Annotated in this window: 18 protein-coding genes; 6 read left to right on the top strand and 12 right to left on the bottom strand. The window is 73.8% G+C overall.

Annotated elements, in window-relative coordinates; all coding sequences use genetic code 11:
• Positions 1-3: 3 nt before the first annotated feature.
• Positions 4-1,287: a nucleotide sugar dehydrogenase gene (locus ABZW14_RS18525; RefSeq protein ID WP_355347597.1), complete on the top strand. Its 1,284-nt coding sequence runs from the start codon at positions 4-6 to the stop codon at positions 1,285-1,287.
• 56 nt (positions 1,288-1,343) lie between these two features.
• Here the strand turns inward: ABZW14_RS18525 and ABZW14_RS18520 are convergent, their stop codons facing one another.
• On the bottom strand, positions 1,344-1,886 hold the full coding sequence (locus ABZW14_RS18520; RefSeq protein WP_355347593.1) for an acyltransferase: 543 nt from the start codon (positions 1,884-1,886) through the stop codon (positions 1,344-1,346).
• Between the two features lie 146 nt (positions 1,887-2,032).
• The gene (locus ABZW14_RS18515; RefSeq protein WP_355347590.1) at positions 2,033-2,371 is read right to left on the bottom strand and encodes a DUF952 domain-containing protein; all 339 of its coding nucleotides are present in this window, start codon (positions 2,369-2,371) and stop codon (positions 2,033-2,035) included.
• Between the two features lie 88 nt (positions 2,372-2,459).
• Here ABZW14_RS18515 and ABZW14_RS18510 point away from each other — a divergent pair, with 88 nt between their 5' ends.
• Complete coding sequence (locus ABZW14_RS18510; protein ID WP_355347587.1) at positions 2,460-3,128, top strand: response regulator transcription factor; 669 nt, start codon at positions 2,460-2,462, stop codon at positions 3,126-3,128.
• Between the two features lie 10 nt (positions 3,129-3,138).
• Complete coding sequence (locus tag ABZW14_RS18505) at positions 3,139-4,593, top strand: HAMP domain-containing sensor histidine kinase (protein WP_355347584.1); 1,455 nt, start codon at positions 3,139-3,141, stop codon at positions 4,591-4,593.
• 7 nt (positions 4,594-4,600) lie between these two features.
• Here the strand turns inward: ABZW14_RS18505 and ABZW14_RS18500 are convergent, their stop codons facing one another.
• From ABZW14_RS18500 to ABZW14_RS18475, 6 genes are all read right to left on the bottom strand, one after another.
• Positions 4,601-5,515 (bottom strand): TAXI family TRAP transporter solute-binding subunit, encoded by a 915-nt coding sequence (locus ABZW14_RS18500; RefSeq protein WP_355347716.1) that lies wholly within the window; start codon positions 5,513-5,515, stop codon positions 4,601-4,603.
• A 162-nt stretch (positions 5,516-5,677) separates the two neighbouring features.
• Positions 5,678-8,719 carry a S8 family serine peptidase gene (locus ABZW14_RS18495; RefSeq protein ID WP_355347581.1) on the bottom strand — a complete coding sequence of 1,014 codons (3,042 nt, stop codon included), beginning with the start codon at positions 8,717-8,719 and terminating at the stop codon, positions 5,678-5,680.
• A 192-nt stretch (positions 8,720-8,911) separates the two neighbouring features.
• On the bottom strand, positions 8,912-11,179 hold the full coding sequence (locus tag ABZW14_RS18490; RefSeq protein ID WP_355347578.1) for a helix-turn-helix domain-containing protein: 2,268 nt from the start codon (positions 11,177-11,179) through the stop codon (positions 8,912-8,914).
• Between the two features lie 236 nt (positions 11,180-11,415).
• The gene (locus ABZW14_RS18485; RefSeq protein ID WP_355347575.1) at positions 11,416-12,078 is read right to left on the bottom strand and encodes a hypothetical protein; all 663 of its coding nucleotides are present in this window, start codon (positions 12,076-12,078) and stop codon (positions 11,416-11,418) included.
• Positions 12,079-12,185: 107 nt separating this feature from the next.
• Positions 12,186-12,983, bottom strand: a complete 798-nt coding sequence (gene yaaA / locus ABZW14_RS18480; protein WP_355347572.1) for a peroxide stress protein YaaA — start codon at positions 12,981-12,983, stop codon at positions 12,186-12,188.
• Positions 12,984-13,005: 22 nt separating this feature from the next.
• The gene (locus tag ABZW14_RS18475) at positions 13,006-14,616 is read right to left on the bottom strand and encodes a hypothetical protein (RefSeq protein WP_355347569.1); all 1,611 of its coding nucleotides are present in this window, start codon (positions 14,614-14,616) and stop codon (positions 13,006-13,008) included.
• A 118-nt stretch (positions 14,617-14,734) separates the two neighbouring features.
• Between ABZW14_RS18475 and ABZW14_RS18470 the strand changes: the two genes are divergently transcribed.
• Positions 14,735-15,775 carry a phosphatase domain-containing protein gene (locus tag ABZW14_RS18470; protein ID WP_355347566.1) on the top strand — a complete coding sequence of 347 codons (1,041 nt, stop codon included), beginning with the start codon at positions 14,735-14,737 and terminating at the stop codon, positions 15,773-15,775.
• A gap of 100 nt (positions 15,776-15,875) precedes the next feature.
• Here ABZW14_RS18470 and glgB read toward each other — a convergent pair whose 3' ends face one another.
• Genes glgB through glgA form a run of 3 tightly spaced genes read right to left on the bottom strand, consistent with a single transcriptional unit; the run spans position 15,876 to position 21,315 of the window.
• On the bottom strand, positions 15,876-17,978 hold the full coding sequence (gene glgB, locus ABZW14_RS18465) for a 1,4-alpha-glucan branching protein GlgB (RefSeq protein WP_355347563.1): 2,103 nt from the start codon (positions 17,976-17,978) through the stop codon (positions 15,876-15,878).
• On the bottom strand, positions 17,966-20,068 hold the full coding sequence (locus ABZW14_RS18460) for a maltotransferase domain-containing protein (protein WP_355347560.1): 2,103 nt from the start codon (positions 20,066-20,068) through the stop codon (positions 17,966-17,968). Before ABZW14_RS18460 ends, glgB begins: the two co-directional genes overlap by 13 nt.
• A gap of 38 nt (positions 20,069-20,106) precedes the next feature.
• Complete coding sequence (gene glgA / locus ABZW14_RS18455) at positions 20,107-21,315, bottom strand: glycogen synthase (protein WP_355347557.1); 1,209 nt, start codon at positions 21,313-21,315, stop codon at positions 20,107-20,109.
• A 95-nt stretch (positions 21,316-21,410) separates the two neighbouring features.
• Here glgA and glgC point away from each other — a divergent pair, with 95 nt between their 5' ends.
• Both glgC and pgm read left to right on the top strand, forming a co-directional pair.
• Positions 21,411-22,643 carry a glucose-1-phosphate adenylyltransferase gene (glgC, locus tag ABZW14_RS18450; RefSeq protein ID WP_355347554.1) on the top strand — a complete coding sequence of 411 codons (1,233 nt, stop codon included), beginning with the start codon at positions 21,411-21,413 and terminating at the stop codon, positions 22,641-22,643.
• Positions 22,644-22,674: 31 nt separating this feature from the next.
• Positions 22,675-24,318 carry a phosphoglucomutase (alpha-D-glucose-1,6-bisphosphate-dependent) gene (pgm, locus tag ABZW14_RS18445; RefSeq protein WP_355347551.1) on the top strand — a complete coding sequence of 548 codons (1,644 nt, stop codon included), beginning with the start codon at positions 22,675-22,677 and terminating at the stop codon, positions 24,316-24,318.
• Positions 24,319-24,327: 9 nt separating this feature from the next.
• Here the strand turns inward: pgm and ABZW14_RS18440 are convergent, their stop codons facing one another.
• A complete protein-coding gene (locus ABZW14_RS18440; RefSeq protein ID WP_355347548.1) occupies positions 24,328-25,242 on the bottom strand; it encodes an NAD(+)/NADH kinase in 915 nt (304 codons plus the stop codon).

Here is a 25,242-nt window from a genome sequence, read left to right as displayed (position 1 = left end):
TTCATGAACATCTGCGTCGTCGCGCTCGGCAAGATCGGTCTGCCGCTCGCCGTGCAGTTCGCCTCGAAGGGGCACCGGGTGCTCGGTGCCGACGTCTCCGAGCGGGTCGTCCAGCTGGTCAACGACGGTGCCGTGCCGTTCCCCGGTGAGACCGACCTGGACGTCAAGCTCAAGGAGGCGGTCGCCGCCGGGCTGCTGTCGGCCACCACCGACACCGCCGCCGCGGTCGCCGAGTCCGAGGCCGTCGTCGTGGTCGTGCCGCTCTTCGTCGACGCCGAGGGCGTGCCGGACTTCGGCTGGATGGACGACGCCACCCGGGCCATCGCCCGCGGGCTCAAGCCGGGCACCCTGGTCAGCTACGAGACCACCCTGCCGGTCGGCACCACCCGCAACCGCTGGGCCCCGATGCTGGAGGAGGGCTCCGGCCTCACCGCCGGCAAGGACTTCCACCTGGTGTTCAGCCCGGAGCGGGTTCTCACCGGCCGGGTCTTCGCCGACCTGCGCCGCTACCCGAAGCTGGTCGGCGGCATCGACGAGGCGTCGGCCGAGCACGGCGTGCGCTTCTACGAGGCGGTGCTGGACTTCGACGAGCGGGCCGACCTCGACCGCCCGAACGGCGTCTGGGACCTCGGCTCGGCCGAGGCGTCCGAGCTGGCCAAGCTCGCCGAGACGACCTACCGGGACGTCAACATCGGCCTGGCGAACCAGTTCGCCCGCTTCGCCGACACCGTGGGCGTCGACGTCACCAAGGTCATCGAGGCCTGCAACACCCAGCCGTACAGCCACATCCACTCGCCGGGCATCGCCGTCGGAGGCCACTGCATCCCGATCTACCCGCGGATGTACCTGTGGAACGACCCGGCGGCCACCGTGGTCCGCTCGGCCCGCGAGGCCAACGCCGCCATGCCGGACTACGCCGTCGACCTGCTGGCCGCCGCGTACGGCGACCTGACCGGCGTGGGCGTGCTGGTGCTGGGCGCGGCCTACCGGGGCGGCGTGAAGGAGACCGCGTTCTCCGGCGTCTTCCCGACCGTCGAGGCGCTGCGCGCGCGGGGCGCCGTCCCGTACGTCTCCGACCCGATGTACACCAACGAGGAGCTGGCCGCGCACGGCCTCCCCGGCTACGAGGGGGAGCCGGTCGGTGCGGCGGTCATCCAGGCCGACCACGCCGAGTACCGCAACCTCACCCCGGCCGACCTGCCGGGCGTGACGGTGCTGGTCGACGGCCGCCGGGTCACCGACCCGGCGCGCTGGACCGGCGTCCGCCGGGTGGTCATCGGCGGCTGACCCCGAGCGTCGCCCGCGGGCCCCGGCCGTTCCGACGGCCGGGGCCCGCGGCGTGCTCAGCCCTGGTGCGGCGGGTTGTCGACGTCCCGGGAGACGACCTCGCCCTTCTCGTCCACCCAGCCCTTGGGCCGGGCCGGGTTGCCGGCCACCAGCTGGTACGGCTTGACGTCCTTCGTCACCACCGAACCGGCGGCGATCATCGCGTACTCGCCCACCTCGATGCCGCAGACCAGGGTGGCGTTGGCGCCGATCGAGGCGCCCCGGCGGACCATGGTCGGGGTGATGGTCCAGTCCGGGTTCTGGGCGCGCGGGCGGAAGTCGTTGGTGAACACCGCGCAGGGGCCGACGAAAACCTCGTCCTCGATGGTCACACCCTGGTAGACCGAGACGTTGTTCTGGATCTTCACCCGGTCGCCGACGGTGACCTGCGCGTCGACGTACACGTTGCGGCCGATCACGCAGCCGGCGCCCACCTGCGCGCTCGACCGGATGTGGGCCAGGTGCCAGACCTTGGTGCCGTCGCCGACCTTGGCGCCCTCCTCGACATCCGCCGTCGGGTGGACGAAGACGGAGGCGGACCGGTCGTTGGTGTCAGTCATGTCAACTCGCATCGTCGCAGGGCGCGTCGTCGCGCCGTCGGTGCCGGACCGCCGCGGCTCACACCGCGCGCCCGGTCGGGCCAGGGCCACCCGAGCGCGCCGGCTCCGGGAGCCGGCGCGCGGGCTCGTGGCAGCATAGCGAGCCGTCAGGCCACCAGGTCGGCCACCGCGTCGGCGGCGGGCCGGTCGGCGGGCAGCGGGTGCGCGGCCACCACGGCGTCGACCGGCAGGGCCGCGTAGAGGTGCGGGAACAGCGCGCCGCCCCGGGACACCTCCCAGCGCAGCGCGTCGCCGAGCCGCGCCTCGTCCACCGCCAGCACGGTGAGGCCGGTGACACCGCCGAAGACCCGGCGGGCCGTCTCCACCACCTGGTCCGCCGCGGACAGGTGGATGTAGCCGTCCTGGCGGTCCATCGCGGTGCCGGTGAACCGCCCGGCCGCCCGCGCCTGCTCCCACTCGCTGTCGGCCAGAATCTTGTAGATCACCACCGCAGCCTAGAGGGCCGGACCGGGCACCGGCCCTCCCATCCCGCCGCCCGGTCTGCCACCATTCGCAGGGCAGCACGTCGAGCGGATGGAGGCACGGGTGCGGATCCTCCTGGTCGAGGACGATCGTCGGGTGGCCGCCGCCCTGTCGTCCGCGCTCACCCGACGCGGTTACGAGGTGGAGCACGCCGCCACCGTCGGGGCCGCCCTCTCCGCCGCCCCCTGCGACCTGGTGCTGCTCGACCTGACCCTGCCCGACGGGGACGGCACCGACCTGTGCCGGGAGCTGCGCCGGCGCAGCAGCCAGCTCGGCATCATCGCGGTGACCGCCCGGGGCGAGGAACGCGACCGGGTGCTCGGGCTGCGGCTGGGCGCCGACGACTACGTGGTCAAGCCGTTCTCGATGGTGGAGCTGCAGGCGCGGATCGAGGCGGTGCTGCGCCGGGCCGCGCACACCGCGCCGGAGCGCACGCTGATCGAGGCCGGCGCCGTACGCATCGACGTCGGCGGCCGGACGGTCACCGTGGCCGGCCGGCCCGTGGCGCTCACCCGCAAGGAGTTCGACATCCTGCTCTCGCTGGCCCGCCAGCCCGGGTTCGCCGTGCCGCGCGACCGGATCCTGCTCGACGTCTGGGGCACCACCTGGGCGGACCGGCACACGGTGGAGGTGCACGTCGGCTCCCTGCGCGGCAAGCTCGGCGACCCGACGCTGGTCGAGACCGTCCGCGGGGTCGGCTACCGGCTCCGCGGCGAGTAAGGGGATTGCTGTGCGCCGCCGTCTGGTGATCAGCTACCTGCTGCTGATGGTGCTCGTGCTGCTGGCCCTGGAGACCCCGCTGGCGGCCACCCTGGCCACCCGGGAGACCGACCGGGTCCGCGCCGACCGGCTCGCCGACGCCACCCGGTTCGCCTCGCTGGCCGGCCCGGCGCTGCGCGGTGGCACCCCCGGCCCGCTGGACGCCGAACTGGCCGCCTACGACGCCCTCTACGGCATCGGCGCGGCCGTGGTGGACCGGGACCGCCGGACCGTGGTCGCCTCGACGCGCTGGGCCGTCGGCGCGGGCACCGACCTGGCGCTGGACACCGCGCTGGCCGGTCAGCAGTTCAGCCGGCCGGACGCGGTCCGTCCCTGGGTGGACGGGCCGCTGGTGGTGGCGGTCCCGATCAACGACGGCGGCGAGGTGCTCGGCGCCGTGGTCACCACGACCCCGGCGGCCAAGGTGCGCCGCACGGTCACCGCCTGGTGGCTGACGCTCGCGGGGATCGGCCTGCTCGCGGTGCTGGCCTGCGTCTCCACCGCGTTCGGGCTGGCCGGCTGGGTGCTGCGCCCGGTCACCGAGCTGGACGCGGTCACCCACGAGATCGCCGAGGGGCACCGGCGGGCCCGGGTGCGTCCCCGGCTCGGCCCGCCCGAGCTGCGCCGGCTGGCGACCAGCTTCAACCACATGGCCGACGCGGTCTCCGACGTGATGGACCGGCAGCGGGCGTTCGTGGCGCACGCCAGTCACCAGCTGCGCAACCCGCTCACCGCGTTGCGGCTGCGGGTGGAGGAGCTGGGACCGAGCCTGACCGACCCGGACGGCCGCGACGAGCACCGGCTGGCGCTGGAGGAGACCGACCGCCTGGCCACCGTGCTCGACGCGCTGCTCACCCTGGCCCGCGCCGAGCGGGAGGAGAACCAGCGGGTCACCGTGGACGCCGCCGCGATCGCCGCCTCCCGGGTCGCGGCCTGGCTGCCGCTGGCCCGGCACCGGTCGGTCACGCTGGCGGTCCACGGCACCGGGACGCCCGCGTACGCCCGGACCGTGCCGACCGCGATCGACCAGGCGCTCGACGCCCTGATCGACAACGCGGTCAAGTTCAGCGGCGACGGGGAGGCGGTGACGGTGACCGTACGCCCGGCCGACGGAGGGATCGCGCTGGAGGTGCGGGACACCGGCCCCGGCATGACGGACAGCCAGCTCGACCAGGCCACCGAGCGGTTCTGGCGCGCGCCGGACGTGCAGAACGTGGACGGCGCCGGGCTCGGGCTGACCATCGTCGCGGTTCTTGTCGACGCCTCCGACGGCCGGCTGACCATGCGTCAGGGCGAGCCGCGGGGGCTGGTGGCCGAGTTGTGGTTCCCGGCGTCGGACGAGGAGCTGCCCGAGCCGGACGAGCCTGCCGCGGCGCTCGGCGACGGCCCGGTCGAACCGGTCGGCTCCGAGCGCGGGCGCCGCTGAGCCCGCCTCAGGGCTTGGTGGCCCGGTACCAGTCCGCCGCGCCGGGGTGCAGCGGCAGCGGGGTCGTGACGATCGCCGCCCGGGGACTCATCCGGCCGGCCGCCGGATGCGCCGCGGCCAGCTCCTCCCGGCGCTCCATCAGCAGCCGGGTCACCTCGCGCACCAGCGCCGTCGGCAGGTCGGCGCGGGCGATCAGGTAGTTCGGGTTCGCCACCGTGCTGACCGGATCCGCCCCGTAGACCGAGCGGGGGATGTCCCGGGTCACGTAGACCTGCCCGTACCCGCGGCGCAGCGGCTCGGTCCAGTCGCCCAGGTCGACCATCCGCAGCGAGGTGCTGCCGGCCAGCTCCGCGACACCGCGTACCGGCAGGCCGCCGGAGAAGAAGAAGGCGTCGATCCGGCCGGCCCGCAGCGCCGCCACCGAGTCGTCCAGGCCGAGGTGCTCCTGGCGGACCTGGTCGCCGCCGAGCTGGGCCACGGTCAGCAGCCGCCGGGCGGTGACCTCGGTGCCGGAGCCGTCGGCGCCCACCGACACCCGCCGGCCCCGCAGGTCGGCGAGGGTGCGTACCGGGCCCCCGGCGGTGGTGACGAGGTGCAGCAGGTCGTCGTACACCCGGGCCACGGCGAGCACCGCGGGCTGCTCCGGCGTGTGGGGCGGCAGCACGTCGGCCTGGGTGAAGCCTAGCTCGGCCTCGCCGGAGCCCACCAGCCGGACGTTCTGCGCGGACGCCGCGGTCACGACCACGCTGGCCTGCACGCCGCGCAGCTCGCGGTTGAGCAGGGCGGCCAGTGACTGGCCGAAGGCGTGGTAGACCGCCGTGGGGCTGCCCGTGGCGATGCGGATGCGCACCGGCGCGGCGGGCTCGTCCCGGCAGCCGGCGAGCCCGGCGAGCGCCGACACCAGCAGCAGCACCAGCGCCATCGGCGCGGCGGCCCGGCGTCGGCCGGGCACGGACCAGTGTCGGTTCACGGGCTGCACTGTGCGCCGTGCATGGCCTGGTGCGCAAGCCCGCCGGGCTGGCGGTCCGGCGGGCTCGGTGGGGCGGAGCCGACGCTCCACCCCACCGAATCCGGTGTCAACGTGTCACTCCCAGAAGTACTGCGTGGTGGAGGCGAGATGTCCGGGGATCACCTCTCCGTTGGTGGAGAACTCGGTGTACGCCCAGTACTCGACGTTCTCCTCCAGCGGGGCGTCCGGCCGGAGCTTGTACGACGGGGTCGTGCCCCGCTCCACCCGGGCCGGCAGTTCCAGCGTGGCGGGGGCGTAGTGGCCATCGCGGCTGAGGATCACGTGGCCGAGCCGGTAGTCGACGGCCGGGCTGCTGGAGGCCTGCGCGAAGACGTACGCCGTGTAGGTGCCGGCTTCCGGCATGAAGACCCAGGCCCGCTCACTGCTGTGCCAGTCGGCGGCGCTCCGGTACACCAGCTTGTCGCCCTTGTACAGCCACAGGTCGAGGTTGGTGTTCGGGTCGTCGGTGGCGGTCTGCACCACGATCCCGGCGCTGCCCGCCGGCACCGTGAAGGTGTGCGCCCGCACCCCGAGGGCGTCCGGGTCGAAGACGCCGCCGTTGACTCCCGTCGGCATCGAGTACGAGTCCCACCGCATGGGGGTGTAGCCGGTCGACCGGCCGGAGATCTTGCCGGTGAAGCCGGGTTCCATGACCCCGAAGGCGCCGTTGACGACCCGGCCGAACTCCTCCAGGTTGTCGTCGTAGATCCGGGGGGAGATGCCCCACGGACGCGCGGCGACCGGAACACGTACCTGGTGGGCATCGCTGCGCCAGGTGATCGCGCCGGTGACGTAGCGGTCCCACGGCGCGCTGCCGCGCCGCAGCGTGATGGTGACCGTGGCGGTCTTGCCCGGTGGCACCGTCACCACCTTCGGCGTCACGCTGACCTGCATGCCCGGCAGCCCGGTGATCGCGGCCCGGTACGTCTCCTGCTTGCCGCCGACGTTGGTCAGCTTGCGGGTCAGCGTCACCTGCTTGGTCCCGTCGTACTCGCGCAGCGAGATCGACGGCAGGTTCAGCTCCCGGCCGTCCGGCTGGGCCGCCGCGCCGAACGCGATCAGGTCCGCGGCGGCCGGCTCGATGACCAGCCCGGGGTCTTCGGCCCGGTCCAGGGCCAGCATGCCGCTGCCCTGGGCCAGCGGGTTGTCGGTGCCGACGGTGTCGGTGGCGGTGGTCCGCAGCGCCGAGGCGACCGCCCCGGGCGACCAGTCGGGATGCTCCGCCCGCAGGATCGCGGCCGCGCCGGCCACGTGCGGGGCCGCCATCGAGGTGCCCGAGTACGCGTCGTACTGCCGGCCGAAGTTGCCGGGCGGGGAGACGGCCGCGATGATGTCGCTGCCGGGCGCGACCAGGTCGGGCTTCATGAGCCCGTTGTGCGTCTTGTCCGGCCCGGTGGACGAGTAGTCCGCGACGCTGGGCACGCCGGGGACGCTGGAGCCGTCACCGCCGGACGTGAGCAGCGCCGTGCCATCGGTCGGGTGGCGCATCAGGTAGTTGAAGATCTTGCCGGCCTGCTCCTTGGTGTTCAGGTACAGCACCGGGAAGTCGTAGATCGAGTTGACCCGGAAGTTGCCCAAGGGGTCGAAGAGGATGAGGGCGGCGGCGCCGTTGGCCCTGGCCTCCGCCACCTGGTCGTACGGGTTGTCCAGGGCGCAGGCGACCACCTTGTCCTTCACCTTCGCCCGGTCCAGGCCGTAGCAGTACGCCGAACCGTCTTCCAAGGCGCCGGCCTGCTCGCCGAAGACGAGCGGTCGGGGCCGGCCACCGGGGAGAACGTCCAGCGAGGCGCCGACGATCTTGGTGCTGTTGCCGAGCTGGACCGTCCCCTCGTTCACGTTGGTCACCGCCGCGCCGACCGTGGTCACCCACGGCTGGGCGTTGCTGATCGCACCGCTGAAGCCGTCGTTGCCGGCGGACGCCGAGACGAAGACCCCGGCCAGCGTGGCGTTGAGGAAGGCGGTGCCGATCGGCGTGTTCGGTTCCCAGTCCCCCAACTGCTTCCCGATCGAGTAGTTGAGCACCTGGACGCCGTCGGCGACCGCCGCGTCGATGCCGGCGATGATGTCGGCGTCGTACCCCGAACCGCCCCAGAGAACCTTGTAGACGGCGATCTGCGCGTCCGGGGCCACGCCGGAGATCGAACCGAAGTCCCGCCCCGAGATGGTGACGTTCTCGACCGGGAGGCCGGCCGCGGTCGACGCGGTGTGCGTGCCGTGACCGACCATGTCCCGAGGGGAGAGGTACTCGCCCTCCGGCAGCCCGCCCGCGACCGCGAGGTAGGTGTCGGCGAAGTACCGGGCGCCGACGATCTTGCCGTTGCAGTGTTCGACCACGAAGGCGTACCCGGTCTGGCAGGTGCCGTGCCAGCCCGCCGGGGCGGGCATGGTCCTGGCGAACGACGGGCTGTCCGGCCAGATGCCGGAGTCCAGGACGCCGATGACGATCCCGGCACCGGTGTCGCTGCCCGGCTTCGATCCGGCGGGCGTCTGCACACCGGCCGTCGCGGCGGTTGTCGGCGCGGCGGGCGTCGGGGTGGGGGCGGCCTCGCCCGGCGCTGCCTGGTTGATGCTGAACGCCTGGGAAGCGGTGACCGAACGGACCCGCTTGTCCCGCTTCAACGCGTCGACCTGGGCGGGCGTCAGCGTGGCGGAGAATCCGTCGAAGGCGGTGGTGTAGACCTGGTCGACCTTGACCTTGGCCGCCTCGGCCACCGCGCCGCGTTGGACGCCCAGATGCTGCCGGTACGCCTTCGCCGCCGCCGAGTGCGGCTCGAGCCGCTTGCCGGCTGCCGGTCGGGTCCGGGCCAGCCCCGAGATCCCGCCGGTGTACGTCGACACCGGATCCTCAGCCAGTTCGACGACGTACCGTGCGGGACCGGTGGGCGTGCTCTTCTGCTTCGTGTCGGACTTCCCGGTCCGACCCCCGCCGCCGGTCAGGTCCACCTGGTCTCGGTTCTTGGCCGGTCCGAAGTCGAGGCCGCTGTCCGCCACCCTGGTCGACCCGCTCGATACTGCCGACGCCGTTCCCGCGGTGGCGACCGTGCCGGCGCCAGCCAGGGTGAGGACCAGCAGCGGTATGGCCAGTCCCCTTCGGCGCCGGGTACTACTCGTGCTCATAGCCACGAGGCTCCTTCCAGAACTGCTTGGAAGCGCTCCCAAGCGTGGATGCACCCCTCGGTCATGAGGGAGGTGCTGACGCCACCCAACCGGTTCGGTGCACCACCGTTGGCGGGCTGCGATTCGTCGTCGGCAACCTGGATGACGTTCAGGGAAACGCTAAGGTCGACGCCGCTGGCCGACCAGGCAAGATCACCGGCAATTTGCCGTATCGGCGCCCGGACGGGGACCGAGCAGCTGCCGGGCCCGAGCCGCTCGCGCCTGGTCGCCGTCCGCTTCGAAGTCCCGTACGGCGTCCAGCAGGACCCGCTGCCCGCGGGAGTCGCCGGCCCGCAGCAGCGCCTCGGCGAGGCCCAGCACGGCTTCACCGGAACCGTACGGGTCGCCCCCGGCCGCGAAGTCGGCGGCTGCCGCCTCCATCGAGGCGATCGCCTCGGGCCACTGCTCCAGGTCCGTGTGGGCGCGTCCGAGCCGGTGGTGGATCCAGCCCGTCAGGTGGCGACTGGCGAGGTGGCGGTGGGCGGGCCGGTCCGCCATGGCGGCCTGCCAGTCGTCGAGCGCCCGCCGCAGCTGGATGACCGCGGCACCGGCTTCGCCGCGCTGCCGCCGGATGTCGGCCAGGGTGTACGACGCGATGACTCTCCCGGTCAGGTCCCCCGCGCCGTTCAGCTCGCGCAGCGCCCGGGCACAGGCCTCGGCGGCGCCCGTCAGGTCGCCGGCGCGGTAGCGCTCCCCGGTGAGGTAGAAGCATGCCCAGCCGAGGTTGCGCCGGTCACCTGCCGCGGCGGCCAGTCGGAAGGCCTCGCGGTGCTGCGCGACCGCGTCGGCCGGTCGGTCGAGCACCATGGTCTGGGCCCAGCCCAGGGCGTTGCGCTGCGCGGCCTCCGCCACGGTGTCGCCAGCGGCCTGGGCCGCCGTGACAGCGAGGCCGAACAGCTCCGGCCAGTCGATCACATTGTGGTAGCGGTCCGAGTACCAGTAGAGCCCGTCGGCGGCCGCGACGACGTCCCGGTGCCGCCCGGTCGCCGCGGCCTGACGCACGGCCCACCACCAGCAGTGCCGCTCGGTGGTGAGCCATGCCACGGCGGCATGGACGCCGCCGAACTCGGTGTCCGCGGCCGGTTCCCGCCTGGGGTCGGGGTCGAGCCACCGGCCGGCAACGTCGACCATCCCGAGCAACCACGCCCGGACCCGGCTGACGGCCTCGGCGCGATCCGCCGGCGGGTCCTCGGCGGCGAGGCGCTCGGCGGCGAAGACGCGAAGCAGGTCGTGCAGCAGGTAACGGTCGGGTGCCGCCGCCGGTGACAGGAGACTCGCGTCCGCCAGCGTCTCCAGCGCCGCCTCGGCCTCGCCGACGTCGATGCCCAGCAACCGCGCCACGGGGGCGGCGGAGTAGTCCGGCCAGGGCAGCAAGGCAAGCCGGCGCAGGGTTCGCCGCGCGATCTCCGGCAGCTGGTCGTACGACAGGCTGAACCCGGCGCGGAGTTGGGTGTCGCCGGGATGCAGCAGGTCGAGGCGGCGGGTCTCGTCGCGGATCCGCTCGACCAGCCAGCCGATGCTCCAGGACGGTCGGGAGGCGAGCCGGTTACCGGCCACCCGCAGGGCGAGGGGCAGCCCGGCACACAGCCGGACGAGCTCGGCGGTGGCTTCCGGCTCGGCTGACACCCGACCGGCGCCGACGATCTCCTCGATCAGCCTCGTCGCGGTGGCCTCGTCGAGGTCCGCCAGGCGCAGCCGGCTGGTGCTCTCCAGCCCGCCGAGGCTGAACCGGCTGGAGACCAGCGTCAGCCAGCCGGGACCCGTCGGGAGCAGCGGTCGTACCTGCGCCTCGGTGGCCGCGTTGTCGAGCACCAGCAGCCCGGGACGGGTGGCGGTCAGCATCCGGTAGAGGGCGAGCCGTTCGCCCGGGCCGGGCGGCAACGGCCCGGCCCGGCCGCCGCGGAGGGTGGTGAGCAGTTGCTCCATCGCCTGGTCGGCCGAGAGCGGTGCCAGGTCCATGCCGCGAAGGTCGACGTGGCACGCGACACCGGGTATCTCCCCCGCGAGGGCGTGCGCGGCCCGCACGACCAGGCTGGTCTTGCCGACGCCCGGTTGGCCGCTGATCACGACCGTGGCGTTGCTGCCCGGCTGCTCGGCGAGGCACCGTGCCTGCGCGACCAGCTGGTCCAGTTCGGCCTGCCGGCCGACGAAGTCGGGCACCGCCGGGGGGAGGCCGCTGTGCTGCCAGGCCGGCGCTGCGGCGGTCCCGTGCACCGTCCGGAGCAGCCGGGCACGCGGTTGGCCGGTCAGGCCGAGCGCGTTCGCGAGCTCCTCCACGGTCCGGCGACGCGGCCGGGCGATCCGGGAGCCCTCCAGGTTGCGTACGGTCCGCACGGCGACCCCGGCCGTCTCGGCGAGCGCTTCCTGGCTGAGCCGCGCCGCCGTCCGGTGTTGGCGCAGCAGGGCCGCCAGCTGTCGCACGTCACCGGTGTGCCAGCCCGGTGCGGGCGGGTCTGCCGGGTCGGCGCTGGGGCGAGGCAAGCTGGATCCACACTCCCCGGGACGGGTCGGCCCGCAGGTCGCGGCGCGACGACAGGACGTTAGCCGGGCGCTGTTGCAGGCGTATTGCGGCGGTACGGCGGACGCCGCCGCTCAGCGGCGGAAGGAACCGCCGCCGACCGGCGTCGACCGGGATGCCCGGTCGGCGGACGGTGGGGTCAGGCGGCCGGGGCCAGCGTGGCGCTCTCGGTGATCCGGGCCCGGTGCGCGCCGTTGGCCACGCTCACCAGGAAGCAGCCCGAGCCGGGGCGGAGCACCGCGGGAACGTCCAGCAGCGCCGCGCTCCGGACCAGCACCGCGGCCAGGTCCCGGTCGGCCAGCCGGATGCCGAGGCTGTGCCGGCGCACGTGCCGCCCGCCGGCCAGCAGCGCCGCCCGCCACGCCCCGGCGGCCAGCCGGGGCCGCCACACCCGCCGGGCCGTGGACGCGCCGGGGAAGGGCCCGCCGAGCAGCTCCCGGCGGCCCTGCCACCAGCCGGCCTCCAGCATCGTCGCGTACGCCGACCGGTGCTCCCGCGGCACCGACAGCCGGTGCAGCTCGTAGCGGCGGCGCAGGCCGCCCGTGGTGAGCTCGTGTTCCACCGGCACGTCCAGCCGCTGGAGCAGCTGCCGCATCCGATGCGCCGCCTCCTGGCGGTTGAACTCGGCGGTCCCGCCCCGGTACGTCCCGGCGTCGATCCGGCGGGCGCCGGTGGCCGGGGGCGGGGTGCAGCGCACCAGGCAGGCGACCTCGAAGGCGTCGGCCAGGGTGAGCCAGTCCAGGGGCGGGGGCGGCGACGGCTGGCGGGACCGGTCGAGCAGGGTGGAGGACTCGGGGGCCATCGGAACAGCTCCTTGCTCGGAATCGGGGTTCCCTAACCGTGACCCCCGGTGTCCGCGCCACGGAACCGCTGCGCCCGAGCCTTGAGCAAAATTTGCGGCAACCCGCCTCAGAGTTCGGTGACGACCACGTCGAGCTGACGGGGCCGGCCGGCCGCCCGCGGCTGCTCCTCGACGGCGTACTTCAGCTCGCGCAGCGCCCCGACCAGCGCGTCGGCGGTGCGCGGCCGGGCGCCGGTGGTGAGCAGGTCGCGGACCAGCCGGCCCTTGGTGGCCTTGTTGAAGTGGCTGACCACCGACCGGGTCGGTGCCCCGTCCACCTCACGCTCGTGCAGCACCCGCACCGTCACCGTCCGCTCGGCGACCGCCCCGCGCGGCGCCCAGGTGGCCGCGTACGCGCCCGAGCGCAGGTCCAGCACCGGGCCGGTCCCGGCGGCCGTCGTCATGGCCGCCGCCAGCGGCCGCCGCCAGTACGCCCCCAGGGCGCCGATCCCCGGCAGCCGCGCCCCGATGGGGCAGCGGTAGGGCGGGATCCGGTCGGTGAGGCGGACCGCGCCCCAGAGGCCCGAGCTGATCAGCACCGAGCGGCGGGCCAGCCGTTCCGCGGCCGGCGGCAGCGTGGCCAGGTCGAGGGCCTCGTAGAGCACCCCCGTGTAGATCCGCCCGGCCGGGGCGGTGGCCGCCGCCCGCAGGCGCGCGTTGCGCCGCAGCTCGCCGCGCTGGCCCTCGCTCAGCCCCAGCGCCTCGCGGGCCGCCGTCTCGTCCGGGCCGGCGCACAGGTCGACCAGGGCGGCCAGCACCTCCTCCCGGGCCGGGTTCAGCTCCGGCTGGGAGAGCTTCGACAGGTCCAGCCGCCGGCCGGTGCCGGCCTCGGCCTTCCCCTCGGACGGGGGCAGCAGGATGAGCATCGGCACAGCGTACGGCCCGGGTTCAGCGCCACGGCCGCACGGCGGCATCCGGGTGGTACACCCGATAGCCGCCGACCTCGGCCACCACGGCCGCGTCGGCCCGGTCGCCGAGCAGCCGGCGCAGCGCACGCTCCGCCGACGAGCCGACGGCCACCACGTACCCGGGCCGGGCCGCCCGCCCCACCCGCTTCCAGTACGCCGGGTAGCGGTTCTGCCCGGGGCTCAGGTCGCCGTCGAGCACCCCGCAGACCACCGCCTCCCCGGTGTTGAAGATCAGCCGGTTGCAGGTCCAGTAGTCCCCGTACACCTCGCGCAGGCCGGCCCGGCGCACCGCGTCGGCCAGCTCCCGGGCCTCGCGCTCCTCGGCCCGCAGCCCTGGGGCGTCGGCCACGAACGCCACGGTGCCGGCCAGCATGGCGGCCGCCAGCGCGGCCAGCACCAGCGCGGCCAGCGCGCCGACCGGCCGGGTCAGCCGGCTCGCCGTGGCCCGCACGGCGTGCGCGGCGGCCAGCCAGAGCGGCCAGAGCACCGCCGGGAGCGAGATCTGGAGCACCGACAGGTACCGGGCGTTGCCCAGCGGGTCGGTCGCGGCGAGCGGGCTGCGCACGTACGCCAGCAGGGTCAATGCCGCGCCGGCGACCAGGGCGAGGATCGCCACGGCCCGGACCCGCGCGGCCGGGTCCGTGGCCCGGCGGAACGCGACCAGCCCGAGCACGGCGGCGGCCACCAGCAGCACCGGGTAGAGCAGCCCGAACCACTGGGCCCAGCGGGCGCAGCCGTCCATCGGGCAGAGCCCGGACGCCAGCGGCACGCCCTCCAGCAGCCCGCCGTGCAGCCGCTCCGACACCGAGGGCGTCGCGCCCTCCTTGGTGCTGATCTGCCGGAACACCGACAGCGAGTCCTGCCCGTCGGGGGCGACCAGGTTGTCCTTGATCACCGGCGCGATTCCGACCAGGAAGCCCAGCACCAGCAGCACCCCCGGCCAGCCCACCAGGTCCCGGGGCGCGGCCCAGAGCAGCACCAGCCCGGCGACCGCCAGGTAGGGCACGATCAGCCAGTCCGACCAGAGCGCCAGCCCGGCCAGCAGCCCGAACAGGCCGGCGGCCAGCCACCGGTGCCGGACCCGGCGCTCGCCGAGGGCGACCGCGATGAGCAGCATCGCCAGCACGGCGGGCTTCACCTCCGGCCGGCCACCGACCGCGGTGAGCTGGTCCCGGACGACCCGTTCGGAGCCGAGCGCCAGCAGGCCCACCACGAGGGTGGCCAGCCAGGGTGAGAACAGCCGGCGGGTCAACCGGTAGGCCAGCCACAGGAAGACCGCGAACAGCACCAGCAGCGGCAGCCGCAGCAACGGCCAGCTCGCCCCCGCCCAGCCCACCAGCGGGGCCGCCAGGTAGGACTCCAGCACGCCCATGTAGCGCTGCCCGTAGAGGAAGACCGGCCGTTCGCCCCCGCCGGCGATGTGCAGGGCCGCCAGGCCGAACGTCGCCTCGTCGCTGTTCGAGGTGGGCAGGGTGAGCAGCGTCAGCACCAGCCGGTAGCCGACCCCGGCCGCACCGAGCACCAGCGCCACCAGCGCCGGCCGGTCCAGCGCCGGACGCCACCGTCCCGGGTCCCGCTCCGGTTTCGACACGACCAAGGCCCCCGTCGTCGCCTCGACCGCAGTCTGTCACGGGGGCGGCGGGCGGCGGGGTGGATCGGCGCAGACCACTCGCGTGGCCGGCCCGCCCGGGTTGTGGCAGGGTGACAGCGTGCCGCCCACACCACCGGACCAACTGGCCGTGCCGCAGCTGCACCACGCCGCGCGCATCGAGGACGCCCTGCACAACCTGGTGGCCCGGCGGCTGCGGCGCACCGGGTGGCAGATCAACATCATCGCGTACGCCGGCTACGGCGCGCCGGGCTGGGCGCGGGTGCTCTGCCGGGTCCTGCTGGGCCGCCCCGACACCCGGCAGCGCGGCCGGCTGGAGAAGGTCCGGGGCTGGCGCAGCTTCACCACCCTGCCCGCCAAGTACGCGAAGGTCACCATCGAGGCCGGCGGCGTACGCCAGGAGGCCACCGCGGACCGCAGCGGCTTCGTGGACACCGTCATCGAGGCCGACTTCACCCCCGGCTGGGGCTGCGTACGCCTCAGCGTGCCCGACGCCGAGCCGGTGGAGGCGCTGGTCCGCATCCTCGACCCCGAGGTTCGCTTCGGCATCCTCTCCGACATCGACGACACGGTCATGGTCACCGCGCTGCCCCGGCCCCTGCTCGCCGCGTGGAACACCTTCGTCCTCGACGAGCACGCCCGGGCCGCCGTCCCCGGCATGGCGGTGCTGTACGAGCGCCTGGTCACCGCCCACCCCGGCGCCCCGGTCTTCTACCTCTCCACCGGCGCGTGGAACGTCGCGCCGACGCTGACCCGGTTCCTGTCCCGGCACCTCTACCCGGCCGGGCCGCTGCTGCTCACCGACTGGGGGCCGACCGCCGACCGCTGGTTCCGCAGCGGCCGGGAGCACAAGCGGGCCACCCTGGCCCGGCTGGCCCGGGAGTTCCCCGACGTCCGCTGGCTGCTCCTCGGCGACGACGGGCAGCACGACCAGGAGATCTACCGCGAGTTCGCCGCCGCCCACCCGGACAACGTGGCCGGGGTGGCGATCCGCCGGCTCTCGCCCACCCAGTCGGTGCTGGCCGGCAGCCTGCCCACCCCCGCGGGCCGCCCCTCCGCCGGCCCGGTCGGCCAGAAGTGGCTGGCCGCCCCGGACGGCGCCGGCCTCTGGAAACTCCTCCGCGAAGCCGGCCTGGTCTGATTCACGCGATGTCGCCGCCCGATCCGTGGCGGACCGGGCGCACCCCTCCCGGCGTGCCGGCCACCTGAGCCGCCGGCGATCACCGTGAACCGCCCGCGGGTCAGGCCGGGCGGAGCCAGAGGACGCCGAGCGGCGGCACCCGCAGCGCCACCGACGCCGGCATCCCGTGCCACGGCACGCTCTCGGCCCGCACCGACCCGAGGTTGCCCACCCCCGACCCGCCGTAGTGGTGGGCGTCGGTGTTGAGCAGCTCGGTCCAGGTGCCCCCGGCCGGCAGGCCGACCCGGTAGCCCTCCAGCGGCAGCGCGGAGAAGTTGGCCACGCAGACCAGGGTCTGGCCGTCGGGGGCGATGCGGATGAACGAGACGGTGTTGTTGGCGACGTCGTCCCCGGCGATCCAGCGGAAGCCGGCGGGGTCGGTGTCCTGCGCCCAGAGCGCCGGGGTCTCCCGGTAGACGCGGTTCAGGTCGCCGACCAGGCGCTGCACACCGGCCCGCGCCGGGTCGTGCAGCAGGTACCAGTCGAGGCCGCGCTCCTCGCTCCACTCGCGGTCGTCGGCGAGCTCGCAGCCCATGAAGAGCAACTGCTTGCCGGGGTGCGCCCACATGTACGCGAGCAGCGCCCGCACGTTGGCCAGCCGCTGCCAGGTGTCGCCGGGCATCTTGCCGGTCAGGGAGCCCTTGCCGTGCACCACCTCGTCGTGGCTGATCGGCAGCACGTAGTTCTCGCTCCAGGCGTACGCCAGGGAGAAGGTGAGCTGATGGTGGTGGTGCTGCCGGTAGATCGGGTCCTTGGAGGTGTAGAGCAGGGTGTCGTGCATCCAGCCCATGTTCCACTTGAAGCCGAAGCCCAGCCCGCCCTCGGCGGTGGGGCGGGTGACGCCCGGCCAGGCGGTGGACTCCTCGGCGACCATCACCACGCCGGGGTGGTGCTTGTAGACGGTGGCGTTGACCTCCTGAAGGAGCGCGATGGCCTCCAGGTTCTCCCGGCCACCGTGCACGTTGGGCGCCCACTGACCCTCCTGGCGGGAGTAGTCCAGGTAGAGCATCGAGGCGACCGCGTCGACCCGCAGCCCGTCGACGTGGAACTCGTCCAGCCAGTAGAGGGCGTTGGCGACCAGGAAGTTGCGTACCTCGCGGCGGCCGAAGTCGAAGACGTACGTGCCCCAGTCGGGGTGCTCCCCGCGGCGCGGGTCGGGGTGCTCGTAGAGCGGGGTGCCGTCGAAGCGGGCCAGAGCCCACTCGTCCTTCGGGAAGTGCGCGGGCACCCAGTCGAGGATCACCCCGATGCCGGCTCCGTGCAGCCGGTCGACCAGGTGGCGGAACTCGTCGGGGTCGCCGAACCGGGCGGTCGGGGCGTAGTAGCCGGTGACCTGGTAGCCCCAGGAGCCGCCGAACGGGTGCTCCATCACGGGCAGGAACTCGACGTGGGTGAAGCCGAGTTCGGTGACGTACGCGGTGAGCTGGTCGGCCAGCTCCCGGTAGCCGAGGCCGGGGCGCCACGAGCCGAGGTGCACCTCGTAGACGCTCATCGGCTCCTGGTGCGGCTGCCGCCGCGCCCGGCGGGTGAGCCAGTCCGCGTCGCCCCAGGCGTACCGGGAGTGGTGCACCACGGAGGCGGTGGCCGGCGGCACCTCGGTGCGGGCCGCCAGGGGGTCGGCCTTGTCCCGCCAGTGCCCGTCGGCGCCGAGGATCCGGTACTTGTACCGGCTGCCGACGGCGGCGCCGGGCACGAAGATCTCCCACACCCCGCTGGAGCCGAGCGAGCGCATCGGCCAGCCGTCGTCGGTCCCCCAGCCGGTGAAGTCGCCGACCACCCGGACGCCGCGGGCGTTGGGCGCCCAGACGGTGAAGGCGACGCCCTCGTCGAAGACCCGGGCGCCGAGCGCCTCCCAGAGCCGCTCGTGCCGCCCCTCGCCGATCAGGTGCAGGTCCAGCTCGCCGAGGGTGGGCGGGTAGCGGTACGGGTCGTCGTGCACCGAGCCGTCGACCTCGACCCGGTAGTCGAGCACCTCGCCGGGCAGCACGGCCTCGAAGACGCCCGCGTCGTGCACCCGCTTCATGGGGTGCCGCTCGTCGCCGGCGAGCACGGCCACGTCGGCCGCGCCCCGGCGCAGCGTGCGGATGGTGGTGCGCCCACCGGCGGGGTGCGCGCCGAGCACGGCGTGCGGGTCGTGGGCCTGACCGGCGATCAGCTGCTCCATCGTGCGTCGTCCTTCGCGGCCGGTGCGGTCGGGGCGGTTCCGCCGGAGAGGTCGGCGGGTACGTCTTCGACGGTCAGGTCGGCCGCCGCGGGGGCCGGCGGCACGCCTTCGGGCTCGGCCGGCGCGGCGGGCCGGCGCACCGTGAACACGTGCGCGGGCTGCAGGTACGGGTCGAGCCGCACCGCATTGCGCTGCCCCCAGTCGTAGTCGGCGCCGGTCAGCTCGTCGTGCACGGTGAACCGCTCGTGCCAGTCGAGGCCGAGCGCCGGCATGTCGAGCGTGGTGTTGCCCCACTGCACGGCACGGGAGTCGAACGAGCAGACCACGATCACCGTGTTGCCGGTGTCCGGGTCGTGCTTGGACCAGCAGAGGAGCGCCGGGTTGTCGATGTCGTGGAAGCGCAGGTTGCGCAGCCGGTGCAGGGCCGGGTTGTCCCGGCGGACCCGGTTGAGGGTGGCGATGAACGGGGCGAGCGAGCGGCCCTGCTCCTGCGCACCGGCCCAGTCCCGGGGGCGCAGCTCGTACTTCTCGTTGTCCAGGTACTCCTCGGCACCGGGTCGCGCGACGTGCTCGAAGAGCTCGTAGCCGGCGTACATGCCCCAGGAGGGGGAGAGCAGCGCGGCCAGCACCGCTCGAATCTTGAACATCGGCGGGCCGCCGTGCTGGAGCGACTCGTGCAGGATGTCCGGCGTGTTCGGCCAGAAGTTGGGTCGCATGTAGTCGGCCGCCGCGACCAGCTCCGCGCAGTACTCCCGCATCTCGGCGGCCGACGTGCGCCAGGTGAAGTAGGTGTACGACTGGGTGAAGCCGATCTTCCCGAGGCCGTGCATGATCGCCGGACGGGTGAACGCCTCGGCGAGGAAGAGCACGTCCGGGTCGACCTTCTTGACCTCCCAGATCAGCCAGTGCCAGAAGTCGAACGGCTTGGTGTGCGGGTTGTCGACCCGGAAGATCCGGATGCCCTCGCCGACCCAGTGCAGCACCACCCGCAGGATCTCCGCCCGGATGCCCTCCGGGTCGTTGTCGAAGTTCAGCGGGTAGATGTCCTGGTACTTCTTCGGCGGGTTCTCCGCGTACGCGATGCTGCCGTCGGCCCGGGTGGTGAACCACTCCGGGTGCTCGGTCACCCACGGGTGGTCGGGGGCGCACTGCAACGCCAGGTCCATGGCCACCTCCAGGCCCTGCTCGGCGGCCGCGGCGACGAAGTCGCGGAAGTCCTCCGGCGTGCCCAGGTCGGGGTGGATGGCGTCGTGGCCGCCCTCGGCCGCGCCGATCGCCCACGGCGAGCCGACGTCGTCCGGCCCGGCCGTGAGCGCGTTGTTGGGGCCCTTGCGGTTGACCCGGCCGATCGGGTGGATCGGCGGCAGGTAGAGCACGTCGAAGCCCATGGCGGCGACGCCCGGCAGCCGGTCCAGGGCGGTGACGAAGGTGCCGGACCGGGCGGGCGCGTCGACGGTGGCCGGGATCGCACCCTCGGAGCGGGGGAAGAACTCGTACCAGGCGGAGAACAGCGCGCGCGGCCGGTCGACCCAGAGGGTGTGCTCGTCGCCGGTGGTGACCAGCTCGCGCACCGGGTGGTCCCAGAGCAGCGGGGCCAGGTCGAGCGCCGGGCCGACCCGGCGGGGCAGCTCCGCGTCCTCGTCGCGCAACGCGGTCACCGCCGCCCGCACCCGCTCCCGGTCGGCGGCCGGCACGAGGTCCAGGGCGGCCTCCAGCACCCGCACGCCCTCGGCCAGGTCGTTGGCCAGCTCGGCCGGGCCCTGGCCGGCGGCGACCTTCTTGGTGACGGCGTTCTGCCAGGTCAGGTACGGGTCCTGGAACGCCTCGACGGTGAACCGCCAGGTGCCGACCGCGTCGGGGCGGATGGTGGCGTGCCAGCGGTCCTGGCCGGGCTCGCCGGGGCGCATCCGGGTGAACGGGCGGGCGGCGCCGTCGGGGCCGAGCCAGACCACGTTGCACCCGAGCGCGTCGTGGCCCTCGCGGTAGGCACGGGCCGACACGGGCACGATCTCGCCGACCACCGCCTTGGCCGGGTAGCGACCGCAGGCGACGACGGGGGAGACGTCTTCGATCGGGAACCGTCCAGTCACCGGTTCAACCTACTGCCCGAGATCGCTTCGCGCTCAAGTCAGCCGGCGGCGCCCACCGACCGGTACACCTCCAGCGTCCGCTGCGCGATGGTGTCCCAGGAGAAGTGCTCGACCGCCCGGCGGCGGCCCGCGAGGCCGAACTCCTCCGCCCGCTTCTCGTCGGACAGCAGGTCGTTGATCGTCGCCGCCAGGTCGGCCACGAAGCGCTCCGGGTCCAGCGGCCGGCCGCTGCCGTCGCCGGCCTGTTCGATCGGAACCAGCAGCCCGGTCTCGCCGTCGGCGACCACCTCGGGGATGCCGCCCGTGGCGGTGGCCACCACGGCCGTCTCGCAGGCCATCGCCTCCAGGTTGACGATGCCCATCGGCTCGTAGACCGACGGGCAGACGAAGATCGTGGCGTGGGTGAGCACCTGGATCACTTCATGCTTGGGCAGCATCTCGGCGATCCAGATCACGCCGGAGCGGCCGGCCCGCAGCTCGGCGACCAGCCCTTCCACCTCGGCGGCGATCTCCGGGGTGTCGGGGGCGCCGGCCAGCAGCACGAGCTGGGTGTCGGCGGGCAGCTCCCGGGCCGCCCGCAGCAGGTACGGCAGGCCCTTCTGCCGGGTGATCCGGCCGACGTAGACCACGCTGGGGCGGGCCGGGTCGATGCCGAGCCGGTCCACCACGCCGGTGCCGCGGTCGGGGGCGTACTGCGCGGTGTCGATGCCGTTGTAGACGACCCGCACCCGGTCCGGGTTGACCTCCGGGTACGCGGTCAGCACGTCGCGCCGCATCCCCTCGCTCACCGCGATGACCGTGTCGGCGGCCTCGAACGCCACCCGCTCGCACCACGACGAGAGTGCGTAGCCGCCGCCGAGCTGCTCGGCCTTCCACGGGCGCAGCGGCTCGAGGCTGTGCGCGGTCACCACGTGCGGCACCCCGTGCAGCAGCTTCGCGGTGTGCCCGGCCAGGTTGGCGTACCAGGTGTGGCTGTGCACCACGTCGGTGCCGGCGGTGCCCGCGGCCATCTCCAGGTCGACGCCCATGGTGCGCAGCGCGGCGTTCGCGCCGGCCAGCGCCGCGGGCTCGGCGTACGCCGTGACGCCCGGCTCGTCGCGGGGCGCGCCGAAGCAGTGCACCCGCACGTCGGCGAGGCGGCGTAGCTCGCGCGCCAGGTACTCGACGTGCACCCCGGCGCCGCCGTAGACCTCCGGCGGGTACTCCCGGGTCAGCAGGTCGACGCGCAGCCGTGCGGAATCGCTCATGCCCGGCACCCTAGCGCGCTTTCCCGCCCCGCACCGGGTGCGGAAACGTGCCCGTACGAGTGGTGAAGTCGGTGCGGTATGGATAGCGTCTGAGCATGGCTGCCAAGGTGCTCGCGATCGTCCTTGCCGGCGGGGAGGGCAAGCGCCTGATGCCCCTCACCACCGACCGGGCGAAGCCGGCCGTCCCCTTCGGCGGGATGTACCGCATGGTCGACTTCGTCCTGTCCAACCTGGCGAACGCCGGCTATCTCAAGATCGTCGTGCTGACCCAGTACAAGTCCCACTCCCTGGACCGCCACATCACCCAGACCTGGCGGATGTCGACGATGCTCGGCAACTACGTCACGCCGGTGCCCGCGCAGCAGCGCCGCGGCCCGTGGTGGTTTGCCGGCTCGGCCGACGCGATCTACCAGAGCTTCAACCTCATCAACGACGAGCAGCCCGACCACGTGATCGTCTTCGGTGCCGACCACATCTACCGGATGGACCCGCGGCAGATGGTGGAGGACCATATCGCCTCCGGCGCCGCCGTCACCGTGGCCGGCATCCGCCAGCCGCTGTCGATGGCCGACCAGTTCGGCGTCATCGAGGTCGGCGAGGACGGCCGGCGGATCCGGGCGTTCCGCGAGAAGCCCACCGACGCGGTGGGGCTGCCCGACGCGCCCGACCAGATCTACGCCTCCATGGGCAACTACGTCTTCAGCACGAAGGCCCTCTGCGAGGCCGTCGAGCGCGACGCCGAGGACAAGACCAGCAAGCACGACATGGGCGGCAGCATCATCCCCATGCTTGTCGAGCGGGGCGAGGCCAACGTCTACGACTTCAAGGACAACGAGGTGCCCGGCAGCACCGACCGGGACCGGGGCTACTGGCGGGACGTGGGGACGCTCGACTCCTTCTACGACGCCCACATGGACCTCATCAACGTGCACCCGGTGTTCAACCTCTACAACTTCGACTGGCCGATCTACAGCAACCAGCCGCCGTACCCGCCGGCGAAGTTCGTGCACGCCTGGGGCGAGCGGGTCGGCCGCGCGGTCAGCTCGATGGTGTCGCCCGGCTCGGTGATCTCCGGCTCGCTGGTGGAGAACTCGATCGTGGCCCCGCGGGTGAAGGTGCACTCCTGGGCGCACGTCGACGGCGCCGTGCTCATGGAGGGTGTCGAGATCGGCCGGCACGCGGTGGTCCGGCGGGCCATCCTGGACAAGAACGTCTACGTTCCGGAGGGCGCCGAGATCGGCGTCGACCTGGAGAAGGACCGCCAGCGGTACACCGTCTCCGACAACGGCATCGTCGTCATCGGCAAGGGCCAGCGCGTCGAGGCCTGATCCACCCGCACCAGCTCAGGAGGTTCCCACCGTGGCCCATCCCCGTGCCGGCCAGCCCGCCGAGCCCGCCGACCTCGTCGACGTGCCCCGGCTGGTCACCGCCTACTACGCCGGGCACCCGGATCCGAGCGACCCGGCGCAGCAGGTCTCCTTCGGCACGTCCGGGCACCGCGGGTCGAGCCTGCGCAACGCCTTCAACGAGGACCACATCCTCGCCGTCACCCAGGCCCTCTGCGACTACCGGCGGGAGCAGGGCCTTTCCGGCCCGCTCTTCCTGGCCCGCGACACCCACGCGCTCTCTGCGCCGGCCGAGGCCAGCGCGCTGGAGGTGCTCGCCGCCAACGACGTCACCGTGCTGGTGGACAGCCGCGACGGCTACACCCCCACCCCGGCGCTCTCGCACGCCGTTCTCACCCACAACCGGGGCCGCACCGCCGGGCTGGCCGACGGCATCGTGATCACCCCGTCGCACAACCCGCCCGACGACGGCGGCTTCAAGTACAACCCCACCCACGGCGGGCCCGCCGACAGCGACGTCACGAAGTGGATCCAGGACCGCGCGAACAGCATCCTCGCCGCCGGGCTCAAGGAGGTGAAGCGCATCCCGTACGCGCGGGCGCGCGCCGCCGACACCACGGGGGAGTACGACTTCCTCGCCCGCTACGTCGACGACCTGCCCGCCGCGCTGGACATCGCCGCGATCCGGGACGCCGGGGTGCGCATCGGCGCCGACCCGATGGGCGGGGCGAGCGTGGCGTACTGGGGGGAGATCGCCGAGCGGCACCGCCTCGACCTCACGGTGATCAACCCGACGGTCGACCCGACCTGGCGGTTCATGACCCTCGACGGCGACGGCAAGATCCGGATGGACTGCTCCTCGCCGAACGCCATGGCCTCGCTGATCGCCGCCCGCGACCGGTTCCAGATCTCCACGGGCAACGACGCCGACGCCGACCGGCACGGCATTGTCACGCCCGACGGCGGCCTCATGAACCCGAACCACTACCTGGCCGTGGCCATCGGCCACCTCTTCCGCACCCGGGAGCAGTGGGGGCCGGCGGCGGCCGTCGGCAAGACCCTGGTCTCCTCCTCGATGATCGACCGGGTGGCCGCCGACCTGGGCCGCCCCCTGCTGGAGGTGCCGGTCGGCTTCAAGTGGTTCGTGCCCGGTCTGCTCGACGGGGCGGTCGGCTTCGGCGGCGAGGAGAGTGCGGGCGCCTCCTTCCTGCGCCGCGACGGCGGCACCTGGACCACCGACAAGGACGGCATCCTGCTCTGCCTGCTCGCCTCGGAGATCGTCGCCACGACCGGGAGGACGCCCAGCGAGCACTGGGCCGAGCTGGCCGAGCGTTTCGGCGCGCCCGCGTACGCCCGCATCGACGCACCGGCCAGCCGCGAGGAGAAGGCCGTGCTGGCCAAGCTGTCGCCCGAGCAGGTCACCGCGACCGAGCTGGCCGGCGAGCCGATCACCGCGACCCTGACCACCGCGCCGGGCAACGGCGCGCCCATCGGAGGTCTCAAGGTGACCACCGAGTCCGGCTGGTTCGCCGCCCGGCCGTCCGGCACCGAGGACGTCTACAAGATCTACGCCGAGTCGTTCCGGGGCCCGGAACACCTCACCCGCATCCAGGAGGAGGCGCGGGCGCTGGTCTCCGAGGTGCTCGGCCAGGCCTGACCCCGCCGGTCAGCAGGGCGGTTCCAGCTCCCGCTGGTCGCGTTCCCGCCGCAGCTCCTCGGGCAGCAGCTCGCGGAGCTGGTCCGGCAGGAACGGCAGGTCGAGCAGGCTCAGCTTCAACTGGTTGCGCTCCTGGTAGCGCCGCGGGTCGAAGCGGACCACCCGGCCGGCGTCCCGGCGGTAGCGGATCAGCACCGTGCCCTCGGTCGCCGCGTCCTTGATCACCAGCCCGTCCATCTCGACGGCGACCGCCGCCGTGTCCGGCCGGAGCTCCAGCCGGATGCTCTCCTCGGGAGCGAGCACCACCGCCCGGGAGATGCCCGCCATCGGCGCCGACGGGGTCACCACCACGGCGTCCGCGGCCGGCGAGATCAGCGGCCCGCCCGCCGCGTAGCTGTACGCGGTCGATCCGGTCGGCGTGCTGACCACCAGGGCGTCGCAGCGGTAGTAGCCGTACCGCTGGCCATCGACGGCCAGGGTGGCGGTGACGAACCCGGAGCCGGGCTGGCGGACCAGCGCGATGTCGTTGAAGGCCACCACGTCGTCGCCGCACACGTCGCAGGCGAGGCAGGCGTGCGACTCGACGGTGAAGTCCTTCGCCGCCAGCCGGCTCAGCGCGTCCGGCAGGTCCGGAGGCTCGACCTCCACGAGGAAACCGAGCCGGCCCAGGTGCACGCCGAGCACCGGCTTCGGGTCGCGCACCGCCATGCGCAGCGCGCCCAGCATGGTCCCGTCACCGCCGATGCTGATCAGGGCGTCGGCGCGGACGGCCAGCTCGTCCGCGGGGACCGGCTCGACGCAGGACGGCACCCGGTGCTCGTCCTCGGCGCGGACCAGCAGCGTCTTGCGGTGGCGCGACGCCCACCGCTCGATGATCCCGACCACCTCGGAGACGTCCCGGGTGGGGTGCAGCACCAGACCCAT

Origin of the sequence: Micromonospora sp. NPDC004551, from assembly GCF_040609975.1 — a bacterium.
Classification (GTDB): domain Bacteria; phylum Actinomycetota; class Actinomycetes; order Mycobacteriales; family Micromonosporaceae; genus Micromonospora.
Note: the sequence above shows the minus strand (reverse complement) of the source record. Positions and strands in the feature narration are given on the sequence as shown.

Bases quoted from the DNA above. Each gene is read 5' to 3' on its own strand.
- ABZW14_RS18525 (WP_355347597.1), top strand. From the start codon at position 4: ATGAACATCTGCGTCGTCGCGCTCGGCAAGATCGGTCTGCCGCTCGCC.
- ABZW14_RS18520 (WP_355347593.1), bottom strand. From the start codon at position 1,886: ATGACTGACACCAACGACCGGTCCGCCTCCGTCTTCGTCCACCCGACG.
- ABZW14_RS18510 (WP_355347587.1), top strand. From the start codon at position 2,460: ATGGAGGCACGGGTGCGGATCCTCCTGGTCGAGGACGATCGTCGGGTG.
- ABZW14_RS18500 (WP_355347716.1), bottom strand. From the start codon at position 5,515: ATGGCGCTGGTGCTGCTGCTGGTGTCGGCGCTCGCCGGGCTCGCCGGC.
- ABZW14_RS18495 (WP_355347581.1), bottom strand. From the start codon at position 8,719: ATGAGCACGAGTAGTACCCGGCGCCGAAGGGGACTGGCCATACCGCTG.
- ABZW14_RS18485 (WP_355347575.1), bottom strand. From the start codon at position 12,078: ATGGCCCCCGAGTCCTCCACCCTGCTCGACCGGTCCCGCCAGCCGTCG.
- yaaA (WP_355347572.1), bottom strand. From the start codon at position 12,983: ATGCTCATCCTGCTGCCCCCGTCCGAGGGGAAGGCCGAGGCCGGCACC.
- glgB (WP_355347563.1), bottom strand. From the start codon at position 17,978: ATGGAGCAGCTGATCGCCGGTCAGGCCCACGACCCGCACGCCGTGCTC.
- glgA (WP_355347557.1), bottom strand. From the start codon at position 21,315: ATGAGCGATTCCGCACGGCTGCGCGTCGACCTGCTGACCCGGGAGTAC.
- glgC (WP_355347554.1), top strand. From the start codon at position 21,411: ATGGCTGCCAAGGTGCTCGCGATCGTCCTTGCCGGCGGGGAGGGCAAG.
- ABZW14_RS18440 (WP_355347548.1), bottom strand. From the start codon at position 25,242: ATGGGTCTGGTGCTGCACCCCACCCGGGACGTCTCCGAGGTGGTCGGG.